Consider the following 15936-nt stretch of genomic DNA (forward strand, 5'->3'; position numbering starts at 1 on the left):
AATATCCGGATATGAAGATGCTCTCATTAAGACTTTACACCTCCCGCCGAATCACTTTTTCATCCCGCGCTTGCCGTAATGCTTGGCGATTTGCGCCAACGAGCGGACCATGACGCCTTTGCCGCCCTTCGGCGACAGTTCGTCCTTATCGCCCCACGCGGTGCCCGCGATGTCCAGATGTATCCACGGAATGTCCTCCACAAACGCTTCAAGAAAAAGCGCCGCGGTTATGCTGCCTGCGGGCCGCCCCCCCGTATTTTTCAAATCGGCGATGCCGCTTTTGATCTGCTCCTTGTATTCATCGAACAACGGCAACTGCCACACTTTTTCTCCGGCTTTTTTCGAGCATCTCATAAAATCTGCAAGAAATGCGTCATCATTGGTCATTGCAGCGGTTGCCGCATGGCCGAGAGCCACCACAACGGCTCCGGTCAACGTCGCCACGTCAATGATCCTCGACGCTCCAAGCCGGATGGCATAGGAAATCGCGTCGGATAAAGCCACTCTTCCCTCAGCATCCGTATTCAAGACTTCGATGGTTTTTCCGCTCATCGTTTTGATCACATCGCCCGGTTTGTAGGCTTTGCCCGAGGGAAGATTCTCGGCGGCGGGAATCACGGCCAGCACGTTGACTTTCGGTTTCAATTTGCCGATCGCCTCCATCGCGCCGAGGACAGCCGCAGCGCCGCCCATATCCATTTTCATCTCATCCATATTAGCGCCGGGTTTAATGGAGATTCCGCCCGAATCGAACGTAATACCTTTTCCGACAAAACCCAGCACGTCTTCCCAATGCTCTTTTCCTTTATATTTGATGACGATCATTTTGGGAGGTTGCTCGCTTCCTTGAGCAACGGCCAAGAGCCCGCCCATCCCCAGCTTTTCCATCTCGTTTCTGTCCAGTATTTCATATTCCATGCCGTGCCTTTTGGCGATTTCAACCGCTTTGTCCGCCATCAGCGCCGGTGTCATCAGATTTCCCGGGGTATTGATCAAATCTCTGGCCAAATTCGTTGCTTCCGCGTACGCTGTTCCGCTCTCGATTCCATAAACCAGCTCATCGGACGGCTTATTGTAAAGGAACTGAATCGATTCGATTTCATGCTTTTCTTCCTTTTTTGAGCTGTAGCCGGCAAATTGATAGGAAGCCAGATAGGCCCCTTCGGCAAAAGAATGCGTGACATGATGCTCGTGAATAATCGGATGGCCGAGTCCGAAAAGCTCCGTTACGATTTTTTTCGCTTTTGTTTTCGCGGCACTTCTTACCGTAACCGCCGCGATTTCCCGCAAACGGTTCGAATCAAACCGCTCGGTTTCACCCAGACCGATAATCAACAGACGTTTCGCCGTCATTCTGCCATATGTATGCAAAAGGGTCGTTTCTTTAAAGGCTCCGGTAATTTCGCCCAGATGTATCAGCTCCGTTATTGCGCCATCCAGCATGCGGTCCGCTTCCGCCAACATGCCCTCTGGTTTGGTGATTTCTTTAAAACAGCCCAGAACGAGTAAATCGGCTTTAACTTCGGCTAACCCTGTATCGGTAAATTGGATTTTCATTACGATTTCCTCTTTTCTGCATGAAAGTTAAATCCGTAAGGTTGAAATGGAATTACTTTTAATTTCTATTTTTAGAATACCATAAACCGGTCGGAAACCGAAAATATCTCTGGAGAGTTATCGATTCATCGATTTCTCAGACTTTCGATTGCTTGATTTTTTGCTTGCGTTTCAACCGAATCTTCCAATTGGCTCAATTGCGAATCCCCGTATTTTCGCTTTAGAGCCCATAGGATAAGCTGGTCTGCAATGGCCGGGTTTTTGGGGAGAAGGGGGCCGTGTATATATGTTCCGATGAAATGCTGGCGGCGAAAACCTTCCGTGCCGTCCCTTCCGTTGTTCCCATACCCATGGATAACCACTCCAAGCGGCTGCCCCTGATGGTATGTCCGTCCGGAGTGGTTCTCAAAACCGATCACGCTGCCAAATTCCTTGGATTCGATCATCAGATCGCCGACAAGCCGCTGCTTCTCGGCTTTCGTATAATAATCGAACACTTGAATGCCCTGAATTTGTGTTCCGTTCAAGGTCTCATAGTATTGTCCCAGCAGTTGATAGCCTCCGCAAATCGCCAAGCCCGCCGCTCCATCTTCAAGTACCGCTTTAATATTTTCACGGATACGGACTAATTGCTGGCTGAGCAGGCGCTGCTCCCGGTCTCCGCCCCCTCCCCAAAATAACAGGTCTGCATCCGACAGGGTCAGGTGATCGATGCGGGTCACTTCCTTGATATGCAATTGAATATCCCGCCATTCGCAGCGCTTGAACAGCACCTGCAGGTTTCCGCGGTCACCATATAAATTCAGATGGTTTGGAAAGAAATTATACAATGTGAGCTGTTTCATGTAGGTTGTACCTTTTCCCCTAAGTCATGCTTTGTTATTTCCAGCGCAGAGTATGTTGGCAATACATAAGTCTGAAGCGGATGCTCAAGAATGTAATTAATCGCATTATGGATCCTGGAGATGTCCTTTATTTTATTTGAATCGATGCCGGCGTATTTCAGCCTCAGCGCCAATTCGGAAGATCGGCTGCCCGCGCAGACAATCTTTTCGACAGCCTTCTGATTAAATACCTCGAAATCCACATCCCAAATCCAAGAAATATCTTCTCCGTCCGCCACAAAATCATTGAGTATGATCAGCAGCTGTTTTCGGGCCGGGTCTGCCATGATTTCATTGATGATCACATTTGTGCCGGAAGGGTTTTTATTCAAATTTAAAATATAGGGCAAGCCGCGATGAATAAAGGTTTCCATGCGCCCGTTTTGCGGTGCGTATCGGGTTAAGGCCTGCTGAACATGCTCCATGCTGACCCCGCATTCCAAAGCGGCCGCTGCTGCAGCCAGGACATTATATGCATTAAAGCTTCCTATTAAAGCGGAGGTCAAAGGCAGCCCGTTCATTTGGAAGGATAAGGTCGGCCGCGCTTGAATCGAACCTGCTTCATACTTCGGCGTTCTTCTGGAAAAACCGCATGAACAGGCATAATCCCCAAGCTGTCCGAAATGAATATGCCGATATTTCATTTCTTCTCCGCATTGCGGGCAGAATATGGACTCGCCAAGCGCAAACTGGCCAAAAACGGAATTCTCAGTTTCGCTCCTCATGCCAAAATAAATTGTGTGCTTGTTCAAACCCTCAAATTGCCCTACCAGCGGATCATCCGTATTCAGGATAAGCCGGGTCTGGGCAGGACGTATGGCGGCCATCATGTTCTGAATCAGCACATCAATTTCGCCGTATCGGTCAAGCTGATCGCGAAAGAAATTAATGATGACAATATGGCTTGGAGCAAGCTGCTTCATGACCGCCGGCAAGCTTCCTTCATCCACTTCGAAAACAGCGCAATCCCCGTTCAGGGTTCCGCGCCAGTTTGCCTCTTTCACCACACTCGCGGTGATCCCGGTCAACATATTCGCTCCTTCACGATTATGAATGACCGAGCGGCCGGATTGCTTCAGCATGCTTGCCAGCAAGTTGGAAGTTGTCGTTTTGCCGTTCGTCCCGGTAACAAAGACAACGGTTTTTAATTTTTGGCTCAGCCGCTTCAGAATGAGCGGATAAATCCTTAAAGCCACAACTCCGCTTATCGTTGTACCCTGACGGCCCAGGAGGCGGCTGAAGAAATAAGCAATTTTAGCTGTAACAAGGGCTAACCATAGACGCAGCATCACAACTCCCCATTTCTATCCTGAAAATGATTGATCTTAATGCCCACTTTTTTGGAGCTGCAGGTATTGGAGATAGTCCGCAACCAAGGCATACCCTTCCTCACCGGTCAGTTTGTGATTGTCCCTCAGCCTCAGTCGCAGGCTTGGGTCGACTTCGCCGGCATGGACAGCTTCTTGCCATGGATTCGAAATTGTCTTTAAGCCCGAGAAGCGCTCTTCAATTTCAATCGCCTGGTCGCGGGTTATCGTTTGTGATGTTGAAGTTTGCATTGCAGCAGACCATAGATCAAGATGCCGAGCTAAACGATAGTATGTATCGGGATGATATTTCAGGACAACCTCAGCCAATAATTTTTCAAAGGTTTTCGCTTTCATGATCTTGGGAAAGTCTAAATGATCGCTGTAATCCGTGGAAATGACGCCATAAGGAAGCAGCGTGAGTATCGCTTTTAAATACCATGCCCTTTCATAGGGGTAATTCATTCGAAAATGATATAAAAGTGCCCCTTGCTTCTGCAGCTGTCTTTGCAGCAATTCAACGTTATTGACGTTTTTTGACAAACTTGGGAAGCTTTCACTTAAAGTGATCGACATTGCCGCCGCCGCCCCTGCCGCTTCACCGCACACCATCCCGGTCGGCACGACCCGGGCGCTTCCGGCAGCTTGGGACGTGAATCCGCTCGAACGGCCTACAACCAACAAATTGTTTGCTTTAAGAGGAATTAACGATCGAAACGGAATCGCGTATTGTTTGGGCTGAACGACCACATGCCCTGTTTCTCCAGGTGCAGTTGCCTGCATATCCACCGCGTAAGAAGCAATACCGATACTATCCCATTGATCTTTATTTTTCCATAAATCTGTGATCGGCAATTGATACAGCGACCGGATATGCCGCGTCTCCCGAATATATAATTCCTGCGGATAACCGGCAATTTGCACATGCTCGAACCCTGGGAACTGCTTGCGCAGGAACTTTAAGAAGCTCTGGGTCTCTCTTTCCCCCCTAATTATGGCCTCCGCTTTGGAATGGTCGTCTAAACCATTGACGCCAAATAGTTGCAATGCATTGATATAGACACTTTGGTCCTTCATACGGGCGATATTGAGCCCCCGAACCATAGTGTTCGCTTGTTGGGGATGATAGCTTCGTAAAATACCGCTGAAGCCATATGCATAAGTGCTTCTTACAATAGCGCGGCCAAATTTATGTGATTTGGCAGTATGCCGAATACCGTCCCAATTGACGTGTGAAAAATGCATCATCATGGTGACAGCCATAAATCTTCCAGGAGTCCCCATATCCGCTTGACCCAAGAAATAAGGAACGCCGGACATCACAGACAAGTCCGCGTCGGGTGTGGCATCAATAAAGCGTTTAGCTTGAAAGGTTTCATCCCTTCCCGCATGGCGAACGACAACTGATTCCAGCATGTCTCCCTGTTTGATCGCTTTTATAATTTTGGAATTGAGGAGAAGCGTAATATTCGGTTCGCGTTGAATTAATTGCCGGAAGGCTTGCTCGGCATCATGGATTTCAAATACCTGTCCTCCCCCAACCATTTGGTGCCATTCCCGAAAAATGCCTGCACTGGTATACACGCCATGTATATCTTTGGAAAGATCCAAGATGTTCATTTCTCCCAGTGTAAACAAACCTCCAAGACGGCTGTGGGGCTCGATCAGCAGCGTTGAAGCTCCGTTTCGGGCTGCTGATACCGCAGCGGCGATCCCCTCGGGATCCGCGCCGTAAACAATTATGTCATAGTTTGGCGTTCCCGCGTTGGCAACCGGGAACATGGAAAACTTCTTTAATGTACTTGGATGAATAACATCATGGATGATTTCAAAGGGCATGAGCACATATGTAATCAGAAGCGCGATAATTAGGCTTAATATCAAGGATTTTTTTTCATATTAAATCCCCCGCTCGTTATCGTCGAATCCATACACATTTACGACTGATACTCAATTATGAAGCGGGCTCCGCCCGTTGGAGAACGTTCGTAGCGGAGAACCGCCCCGATCGTCTCGGCTAGTTTATGGGATATGGCAAGCCCCAAACCGGTCTGGCCGTCAGATCCTTTATAATACCTCTGAAACATTCTTTCTTGAACGTCAAGGGGAACACCCGCGCCGTCGTCATCGACAACAATCATCCAACCGTCTGCCCGCTGCTGGACTGCAGCCACCTCTATTCTAACTTCGCTGTACGCATAGCGGATTGCATTTTGCAGCAGGTTCACCAGCATTTGAAATACCGATTCGCCGGATGTACGTACTTGAAGAGGATGCCCGGCAACCTGAAGGCCCACTCCTTTTTCGGCTGCTGCGGGAGCAAGCAACTCGACCGTTTGACGGACCATATCCAGCAGGTCGAACGACTGCTCCTTGCGTTCAAATCCGGACTCCTCCAAGCGGGTAAGCTGCATAAGCCGGTCAACCATGCGAACGAGCCGATACGACTCTTGGGTGATGATGGACAGACCCTTTTCCTGGGATACCACCTGTTCATTGATCGCATGGGCATAGCCTTGAATGGACATAAGCGGAGTGCGCAATTCGTGCGATACGTTCTGCAGGAATTCCATATGGTCCTTTTGATGCTTTTTGATCTTATCCGCCATTGCCTGAAAGGTTGCCATCAGCTCGTCAATTTCCGTTGTTCCCGCCTTGGGCAAGGAAACCCCATCCCGATAGGGCTCATACTTGCTGACGGTTTCCTTCAATTTGCGAATCGGCTGCGTGATCTGCCAAATCGACAGGAAACCAATCGCAAAAATAACAAGGCTGCTTACCACTAGAGAAGCAACAGCAATCTGAACGAGCTTGCCGAAGATCTGCAGCACCGAAGCTTCCGGGGTATAAAGCACAACTGTATACTGTCCCGCTTTCTGAAATACATACATCACTTGTTTGCCTACAAATTGCTTTATGCCATTCTCGTGCTCCAGTTGCAGCGGAGCATTCGCTCCGATCAGCGTGGAATCGCTGGCGGCCACAACTCGTCCAGTCGAGTCCTCGATATAAAAATCAGCGTTAAGTTTATGATTCTTGAAACGCAGCGGCAAATCCGATGCATCAAGCGCATTGACCTCTTCTTGTATGATATCCAGCGCTTTGTCCATTTGCAGCTGCAATTGATTCCTCGTCTGCTCAACGATCATTTGGTCGATGAATCGGGTAAACAGGGTTACCGTAATGGCTACTGAGCCGATCATTACCACGAATAGCGATAATAAAATACGGGTGCGCAGTGAGTGCATCATATGGATACCGTTGCCTTGTAGCCGAAGCCCCATACCGTTTCAATCGCAAATCCCGAGGGGACTTCGGCAATCTTCCGACGGAGCCGCTTGATCAATTCGTCGACCACGCGCACATCGCCAAAGAAATCATAGTCCCACACTTGCTGAATCAATTGCTCGCGGCTGTACGGGCGGTTCGGATGCTTGGCAAAATGCAGAAGCAGCTCATATTCGCGCGATGTCAAGGTCAATTCTTTCCCGCCCTGAACCTTGATCTGACGGTACTCTTCGTGGATCAGCAAATTTCCTGCTTTAATGAGCTTTTCGGAATGGGCTTCATCGGCCGAATGATCCTGTTCATTTTTTCTCCAGCCAACCAAACGGAGGATGGCGTTAACCCGTCCTACCAACTCCCGAGGGTGGAAGGGCTTTCCCAAAAAATCATTGCAGCCCAGCTCAAGCCCCATAATGCGATCCATGGCTTCGCCGCGCGCCGAAACCATGATGATGGGCATCTCACTGAAGCTTCGAATCATCGACAATAATTGGAATCCATTCACTCCCGGCATCATGATGTCCAAGATCAAACAGTCCGGCTTTTCCGATCGAATGCGTTCAATCAAGCCGTCCCCGGAAGCAAATTCCTCCACAGAATGACCGTCTTTTCGCAAATATTCGGAGATGAGTTGACGGATATTGGAATCATCATCTACGGTGAATATGCTGGCCATCCAACCACCATCCTTCTATCAGTTACATTAAAATTACTATTCCTGCTGATAAAAAGAAAGTAGGAAAATATTGCTTGAAAGGGCGCGCCCCACTTCCAATTGGATAGGGGCGTCGAACTATTATTAGCTTCATCCTAGCGATAACCCGTGAAGAATTTGCAAACCAATTATGAGAAAAGTATGAGACGTTTATATGATCTGGATTGCCATTTGCGGAGCGAATCCCTCTCCATGCAAAAAATCCCCTCACGGGGACTTGGCGGAATTATTGAAAGAAGGCTCAGCTCTCTTGATTCAAATTGCGCGTACGCGAGCTTAAACCTATTTGAATACCAAATAATACGATCGTACCGACAATCAGAATTGCAGACACAGCCGCGATCGTCGGATCAACCTGTGTCCGAAGATTTTCCCACATGACAACAGGAAGCGTTCGGGTTTTGGCGCCTGCAATAAAAATCGTGACGACGAGTTCGTCAAGCGAGGTGATGAATGCAAACAAGCTTCCGGACAGCACAGCTGGGCGAATCAAGGGTAATGTTATTTTGAAAAAGGCGCCGATTGGAGTTGAGCCTAAGCCCATGGCCGCTTGCTCCAAGTTGCGGTCAATCCCCTTCAAGCTCGCCGTTATGGTAACAAAGACGATTGGAATGGCCAATATCGAATGGGCCAGAATAAGCCCCGTCAGTGTATCGGTCAGCTTCAGCGGGGCAAAGGAATGATAAAGGGCAATCCCGACAATAATAATCGGAATGATCATGGGCGCAACCATCAAGGACATGAAAACCCGCTTACCCCAGAACCTCAGGCGTGTCGCCGCCGTTGCCGCCATCGTCCCGAGAACTGTAGAAATAACAGCCGTAAGGATTGCTACGAAAATACTCCTGCCTGCCCCTTCCACCCACTCCCGGTTTTCCAGAAAGCTTATGTACCATTTAGTCGATAATCCAGGCAAAGGAAACGAGAAAAAGCTGGCTGATGTGAACGATAGCGGAATCACAACCAATATCGGTGCAATTAATGCGATTAATATTAAACCTACAACGATTCTTAGCCACATGTCAGCTCATCTCCTTCAGAACGGAATGATTCCTAATGATAAAATAGGACAGGAAAAGCAGCAGCAGGGTTATTACAAACAATACAAGAGCCAAAGCGGAGGCCAGGTGCCAGTTCAGCGTCGTGCTTACATTATTCTGGATCAGCATCGAGATCATCATATTTTTCGATCCGCCGAGTATAGCCGGAGTTATGAAATAGCCAAGCCCCAAAATAAATACCAGCAGGGAACCGGAAAGCATACCGGGAAGGGAAAGCGGCAAAAAGATTTGCATAAACGCCTTACGGGGGCGAGCTCCCATTCCTTCGGCGGCTTGCACCAAACGTTGATCAATACCTTCCATTACGGAATAGAGACTGAGGACCATATAAGGCAGGAGGACATGCGTCATACCGATGATCACCCCGGCCGTATTATAAAGCAGCGGGATCGGTACATGGATCAGCCCGACAGTCATCAGCGTTTTATTGATGATGCCCTGTTCCTGCAGCAATACTGTCCATGCGAAGGTGCGAACCAGCAGACTGATCCAGAACGGAATCAGGACAGCAGTGAAAATGAAATTTTTCCAAGCTTTCGATTCAATTTTCACCATCAGATATGCAACCGGATACGCGATAAGCAGTGTAGTCAGCGTGACCAAAAAAGCGATTTTCAACGTTAGCCATAAAACCTGGAGATAGACCGGTTCGGCAAATAGATGGGCCAGATATTTCAAGGTAAAGCCGTTTGTATCAAAAATGCTGAGTTTGAACAAATCGATCATCGAAAAGAACATCAAAAACACAATGTAAGCTGACGGAATAATGAGCAAGAGCCATTGGAGTCCAGGTATTTTTGTCAGCTTGTTGAGGGAGACCCATGATACGGGTCTCCCGGCAGATTGTTGTTGGGTATCGATCATGGATCTCTCTCCTCAGTTATTTAAGCAACCACTGTTCAAAACGCTCATTGATGGTGTCAAAGTTTTCAACCCACCATTTGATGTTCACAACGATTTGATTTTTTGCTTTATCCGCGGATTGCCCCAAGTTTTCTTTTACTTTATCGGGTAACAAATCCAACGCTTTTTGATTGACAGGCGCATAGTCGATATTGGATGAAAAAGCGGCTTGCTGTTCCGGTGCGACGGCAAAGGCTATGAATTTCATGGCCAAGTCCTTATTCGGCGTCCCTTTCGGAATGACCCAAGAATCACCCATGATGAGCGCTTGGTTAAATTCGACTTCTTCCGGCGCACCCTCTTTTTTCGCGGTGGATATTCTTCCATTCCAAGCTTCCGCCAAAACGACTTCCCCGTTGGCCAACAACTGGGGGGGCTGGGCTCCGGCATTCCACCATACCTTGACATCTTTTTTGATCTTATCCAGACTGGCGAACGCCCGGTCAACATCCAACGGATACAGCTCCTCCGGCTTTACACCATCCGCGAGCAAAGCCGCTTCCAGTGTGCCTGTCGGATACTTCCACAGAGAACGGGGACCTGGAAATTTCTTTACATCCCAGAATTCCGTCCAGTTTTTGGGATGGCTTCCCGCAGGGAACTTGTCGGTGTTATACGCAATGGCGGTGGAGAAAAGCTCCGCACCGATTCCGTAATCATTCACGAGATCTTTTAATATGCCGTCCTTATTGATCACGCTGTAATCCAGCTTTTCCAAAAGGTTCTGGGCAGCGCCCCGGATCACAAAGTCGCTGTCCACATTGACCACGTCGACTCCCACATTTCCGCTTTGCACCATGGCCTTGAATTTCCCGTAGTCTGTCGGAGAAACCAGGGTGATCTTTACATGGTTCGCCTTTTCAAACGGCTCAAAGATAGCTTTTTTATGGGCTTCGCTGATTGCGCCGCCCCAATCCATAACAACTAACTCCTTGCTTACCCCCGCTGTCTGCGCAGCCGGCTTCACTTCATTGCTTCCTTGATCGCTTTGCGGATTGCTTGCTTGATTGCTTCCTCCGCAAGCGGTTAAGGATACGGCGAGTGCCATACCCATAAATGTCAGTGCGATTTTTTTCAACATCCGATTGCCTCCCCATATTTTTATAAGTTATGCTGTAGCTTCATCCGGAATCATGGAAGCATATTGGCTTTCCCAGCCAAGCAGAATCTCTTTTCCGCAGCTAACCGCATCCGATAGACGGCTTGGAACCCTCAAAGTGATTTCTTCACCGGTTTCCGTGCTTGTCTTTACTTTGACCGCATCCCCGACATAGACCAGGTTCCTTACTTTTGCTTTAATCCCATGCTGAAGGGGTGAGCCCGGTTCAAAGATTTGAATGTTTTCCGGGCGAACCGCGATCAATGCAGATTGTCGATGTCTCAGTTCCCCGCTGATATTTTCCAACCTGATACTTGTTATCTGCTCTCCAAGGATCTTCACCCGCGCTTGTCCGGCTTCGGTGCCGATATATTCAGCCTTAAGCAGATTGATTTCCCCAATAAACTCGGCGACAAAACGATTCTTTGGTTTGTTGTACAAATTCTCCGGGGTATCAATTTGCTCAATTCTCCCATGGTTCATGACACATATCCGGTCTGACATGGTAAGCGCCTCTTCCTGATCGTGAGTCACGCTGATTGTGGTGATCCCCACCTTTGCTTGAATGTGCTTGATTTCAATCTGCATTTGTTGGCGCAAATTCTTATCCAAGGCGCCCAAAGGCTCATCCAACAAGAGAAGCGGCGGATTGAACACGATTGCTCGAGCCAAGGCCACGCGCTGCTGCTGCCCTCCGCTCAGCTCTTTGGGAAAGCGGTAAGCGAAGTCGCTTAAGCGGACAAGCCTCAGGATATCTTCGACCTTTGTCTTAATTTCATGCCTCGGCAGCTTTCGCAGCTTCAACGGATAAGCCACGTTCTCATACACAGTCATGTGGGGGAATAGCGCATAATTTTGGAACATCATTCCGATTTCCCGCTCATAGGCTTTCTTTTTCGTAATATCTTGATTATTCAATAGAATCGAACCGCTGCTCAGTCCCTCAAAACCAGCAATCAATTTTAACAAGGAAGTTTTGCCTGAACCGCTTGGACCAAGGATCGTCAAAAATTCTCCTTTATGTACGGAAAGATTCACATCATCAACCGCTTTAAATTTTTTATAATACTTAGTTGCATTTTTGAGCTCCAGACTGTCTCCGACTGACAAATATAACCCTCCTTTGCTCGCGTCTCGCGATTTGTTAAATCTAAGATTTGATTACCGAATATCTATCAGTATACTTAAAAATAACAATATTGTCACCTTTAATGTAAGTTATAATAACATATTTACTGCTATGAGCAAATAATTTAACGTTTTTTTCATTTAATTGTTATTATTACAACTAAATTCAAGAAAAAAATACTAATTTTATAAATGCATTACGTATATGCGTAATGTTATTTTACATTAAATTGAAATAAATATTCTTTGATCAGAACAAATACAATGCATATGATATGGACATCGGCAAAATTATTTTCTGTTAATATTCATAATTGTGCTGCGATTATCCCATTCCGTGTTGAAGCTTTTTCAATGTTGAGCCTGCTTGATTTTCGATTCTTTCAAACAATTCTTGAACCGGGACCGTATCGTTGATTAAGCCGACCACTTGACCGGCCCATCCGAACCCTTCATCCTCTTTTCCTTCGCATGTAAACTTTTGATTGGACTCGCCTGAAATATAGTATTTTAATTCTTCATAACCGCCGCCGTTTTTTTCGATTTCAATGATCTTTTCCAAAAAGGGTGTATATACCACTCTCCCGGGACTCCCGATGGATCGTTTGATAATTCTCGTATCCGTTTCGGATGCTTCAAGAATCCGTTGGACATAACGTTCATGGGCATGAATACATTCGCTGGTTGCGATAAAGCGTGTTCCCATCTCGATTCCTTCCGCACCCAAGGCAAGCGCAGCCATCAGTCCGCGGCCGTCTCCGATTCCGCCGCTGGCAATGACCGGGATCGATACGGAATCCACGACACGGGGAACCAGCACCATCGTACCGGTATCGTCTTTCCCCAGATGGCCTCCACCCTCCTGGCCAACCGCGATCACCGCATCGGCTCCGAGCGACTCCGCTTTTTGCGCTTGTCTGACCGATGCGACCAAGACCAGCTTTTTGACCGGATAATCCTTCATGGCTTCAAATACAGGCTGAGGGTTGCCTCCGGTCACAGAGATCGTTTCGACGCCTTCCTCTAAAGCGACATGAAGCATTTCCTCAAAAGGTCTGCCGTAATTCCCAATGGCGAAATTCACGCCAAACGGACGGGAGGTCAGCTGCTTCGTCTTGATGATTTCATTTCTTAATTCCTGCTGGGAAGATAATGACATTGCCGTGATTTGCCCCAGACCGCCGGCATTGGAAACGGCTGCTGCAAGTTCCGCATAGGCCAAGTAGGCTAATCCGCCTTGAATAATGGGCAGGCGAATATTGAACAGTTCGGTAATTCTTGTATTCATTCACTTTCCCTCCTGTTTATATCCTATGCATTCATTCTAATAATTACGAATAGATTTGGGTAAAGATAATGTTTTCGACGAATAAAAGCCAACCGTTCAGCGGGTGGGTACAATGTTATGGAAGTTAATTAATTCAATTAATTATTCATTTTATAAAATAATGACCGGCAATCCGGCAACCAGCCCATAGATTACTTACCGGCAACCCATTTTAGTGCCTGCTTATACTCATCATAAAGCTCGCGAACCGCTTCAGCCACAGTTTGAACCTTCTTAACACCGCCCACGCCCTGACCGGCTGACCAGATATCTCTCCATGTTCTGACCTTAGTGTCAACCATTTTCGAGAAATCGACATTCTCTTTTTTGTGGAGCTGCTCCGGATCTATACCGGCACTGCGAATACTTGGAATCAGATAATTGGCATTCACGCCGCTGAAAGCATCGGTATAAATGAGGTCTTCCAGATTCGATTCGATCAGCATCTTTTTATAGGCATCACTAGCAAAACTCTCGGAGGCTGCAATAAAGCGCGTTCCCATACTGACAAGATCGGCACCCAGAACCTCAGCGGCCAAAATATCTTGTCCGTGCGTGATAGCGCCGGCCAAGATCGTGATGCCATCCCAAAATTCCCTGACTGCTCCGATAAAGGCAATTGGGTTGATCGTTCCGCCGTGTCCGCCCGCACCGCTGCTGACGAGAATTAAGCCATCAACCCCGGTATGAGCCGCCTTTTTGGCGTGAACAAGATTGCTCACATCGGAAAATACGAGCCCGCCGTACGCATGCACAATCTTCACAATGCGTTCAGGATTCCCCAGCGAAGTAATGACGATCGGCGGCTTATATTTCTTGACAAGCTGCATATCGGCTTCAAATCGCAGATTTGTCCGGTGAACGACCAAATTTACCGCCCAGGGAGCCACGCGTCGATTCGGGTCCTCAGCACGCGCCTTATTCAGTTCTTCCGTGATGTTTTTCATCCAGTCCTCTAAAATATCGGCAGAACGCGCATTCAATAGCGGAAATGAACCGATGATTCCCGCTTTGCAGCTTTCGATCACCATCTGTGGACTGGAAACGAGAAACATCGGCGCGGATATGACAGGCAGAACGATCAGATCGGCAATCTTTGATGGCAATTTTTTTTGCATATTTAGTAATGATCCCCTTTCTATTGAGTACGATCCTTCACTTTTAGAAATTCTCTGAAATTTGCCGAACTCCTTTTCGAGCACGCAGGTTAAAGAAACACTGGAGAGAGAATTCACTCCAACTCCAGTGCTGAATTAATGTACTGTGCGATTCCGGCAGTTCACTCAATAAACCGCTTACTTCTCAGCTCTAAAAATCACATTTTTTGTTTCCGGTCCCAAAGCAGCGCCGATTGTAGTGAGAAGGCCCCCCAACACGACGAGGACAACCGCTGTATATTGATAGGGCATCAGGTTTGACAGCCACAGCATAAAGAAAGAATAAAACGAGGGGATGATGACTGCCAGGCTGTAACCGAGGCCAAACCCGGATGCGCGGACGCTGGTGTGAAACCGCTCGTTGATATAGGTAGTAGCCAAGCCCCAGACCGAGATGCAAAGAATCTCCAGAATACCCGCCAGAAACAGCGCCTTTCCCGCATTATTGGTTACGGTAGAGAGCAGATACCAATACAAAAGGGATCCGACCACTGTAGTTAGAATTCCCATGCTGATCAGAAACGGGCGTCGTCCCATCTTTTGGCTGATAACACCTGCGGATAAATAGCCTAAAAAGAGAAACACGTTGATCACTAGGAAGCCATTGGTCACAACACTGCTGGGAATCTTCAAATAATTAATCAATAGTCCGGGCAGCGTGCTGACCGTCGAGTTCAGCGTAAACCAGAAACCGCTCATCAAGATGAAGACTTGCCAGAAATTCTTCGCGTTATCGCCTGTAAACAGCTCTTTCAACGGAGAACTCGCTTTTTTGCTTTCCAGCCACAATTCGGACTCTTGAACGGTACGGCTGAAATACCACACAAAGACGAATGCAATCAAGGCGCCAATGATAAACGGAATCCGCCATCCCCACTGGACGTAAGGGGAATTCAAGCCTCCGGCTATAGGGACGATGTTCAATACGAATGCGGTTACGAGAGAAATCGCCACATAGGCTGCCGGGAAGCCGCCCATGATCAGCGCGCCGTAAAACCCGCGTTTGCTTTGCGGACAGTATTCCATCGCGAGCGGACTGGCCGAAGTGTACTCCCCGCCCAGGAAGATCCCGTCCAGCAAGCGGAGAAACGTTAGCAGCACAAGTCCCCATATCCCGATCTGCTGATAGCCCGGCAGAAGTGCGATAAGCAGAGTTACAATCGCAAACCCGGTTACAGAAATTTGTGTGGTCCGTTTGCGTCCGATTTTGTCGGCGTAGTGTCCAAATATTGTTGCGCCTAATGGTCTGCCGATCAGCGATATTGCAAACACCACGAAGTAAATCGTCGTGCTGACCGTGCTGGGCATAGACTTCGGCTGAAAATATTGAATCGCCGGCCCCAGCGCCACGATCGGCAGGTAGACATCGAACATATCGACGAAGAATCCCAAGAACGCGGCCCATATACTTCTCTTTGCGTTTGTCGACAATGCTTCCGGATGTGACATAGAATTATCTCCTCCAAGATATGTTTTATTAAATTCTGATTATTAGACTCAATAAAGTTTTTCT

At 47.8% G+C, this 15936-nt stretch carries 13 protein-coding genes; all 13 read right to left on the reverse strand.

The genetic code is table 11. From position 1 onward, the window contains the following. Positions 1-51: 51 nt before the first annotated feature. The 13 genes from VF724_RS10550 to VF724_RS10610 all read right to left on the reverse strand — a co-directional run bounded on the left by VF724_RS10550 (position 52) and on the right by VF724_RS10610 (position 15872). Positions 52-1557: a leucyl aminopeptidase gene (locus VF724_RS10550; protein ID WP_371754206.1), complete on the reverse strand. Its 1506-nt coding sequence runs from the start codon at positions 1555-1557 to the stop codon at positions 52-54. Positions 1558-1682: 125 nt separating this feature from the next. Beyond that, complete coding sequence (locus VF724_RS10555; RefSeq protein ID WP_371754207.1) at positions 1683-2402, reverse strand: type 1 glutamine amidotransferase; 720 nt, start codon at positions 2400-2402, stop codon at positions 1683-1685. Continuing rightward, positions 2399-3730, reverse strand: a complete 1332-nt coding sequence (locus tag VF724_RS10560; RefSeq protein ID WP_371754208.1) for a MurT ligase domain-containing protein — start codon at positions 3728-3730, stop codon at positions 2399-2401. The genes VF724_RS10555 and VF724_RS10560 overlap by 4 nt, the downstream gene beginning before the upstream one ends. A 36-nt stretch (positions 3731-3766) precedes the next feature. After that, positions 3767-5587 (reverse strand): FAD-dependent oxidoreductase, encoded by a 1821-nt coding sequence (locus tag VF724_RS10565; RefSeq protein WP_371754256.1) that lies wholly within the window; start codon positions 5585-5587, stop codon positions 3767-3769. A 98-nt stretch (positions 5588-5685) separates the two neighbouring features. Next, positions 5686-6999 (reverse strand): sensor histidine kinase, encoded by a 1314-nt coding sequence (locus VF724_RS10570; protein WP_371754209.1) that lies wholly within the window; start codon positions 6997-6999, stop codon positions 5686-5688. Next, a complete protein-coding gene (locus VF724_RS10575) occupies positions 6996-7709 on the reverse strand; it encodes a response regulator transcription factor (protein WP_371754210.1) in 714 nt (237 codons plus the stop codon). The genes VF724_RS10570 and VF724_RS10575 overlap by 4 nt, the downstream gene beginning before the upstream one ends. A gap of 280 nt (positions 7710-7989) precedes the next feature. Then, positions 7990-8769 (reverse strand): ABC transporter permease, encoded by a 780-nt coding sequence (locus VF724_RS10580; RefSeq protein WP_371754211.1) that lies wholly within the window; start codon positions 8767-8769, stop codon positions 7990-7992. Between the two features lies 1 nt (position 8770). Next, entirely contained in the window at positions 8771-9673 is a 903-nt protein-coding gene (locus VF724_RS10585) for an ABC transporter permease (protein WP_371754212.1), read from the reverse strand. Between the two features lie 16 nt (positions 9674-9689). Continuing rightward, a complete protein-coding gene (locus VF724_RS10590; RefSeq protein WP_371754213.1) occupies positions 9690-10793 on the reverse strand; it encodes a polyamine ABC transporter substrate-binding protein in 1104 nt (367 codons plus the stop codon). A gap of 27 nt (positions 10794-10820) precedes the next feature. Beyond that, a complete protein-coding gene (locus VF724_RS10595; RefSeq protein ID WP_371754214.1) occupies positions 10821-11921 on the reverse strand; it encodes an ABC transporter ATP-binding protein in 1101 nt (366 codons plus the stop codon). 343 nt (positions 11922-12264) lie between these two features. After that, complete coding sequence (locus VF724_RS10600; RefSeq protein ID WP_371754215.1) at positions 12265-13227, reverse strand: NAD(P)H-dependent flavin oxidoreductase; 963 nt, start codon at positions 13225-13227, stop codon at positions 12265-12267. Between the two features lie 191 nt (positions 13228-13418). Continuing rightward, positions 13419-14384 (reverse strand): NAD(P)H-dependent flavin oxidoreductase, encoded by a 966-nt coding sequence (locus VF724_RS10605; protein ID WP_371754216.1) that lies wholly within the window; start codon positions 14382-14384, stop codon positions 13419-13421. Between the two features lie 177 nt (positions 14385-14561). Further along, on the reverse strand, positions 14562-15872 hold the full coding sequence (locus VF724_RS10610) for an MFS transporter (protein WP_371754217.1): 1311 nt from the start codon (positions 15870-15872) through the stop codon (positions 14562-14564). Positions 15873-15936 lie beyond the last annotated feature (64 nt).

Origin of the sequence: Ferviditalea candida (genome assembly GCF_035282765.1) — a bacterium.
Taxonomy (GTDB): Bacteria; Bacillota; Bacilli; order Paenibacillales; family KCTC-25726; genus Ferviditalea; species Ferviditalea candida.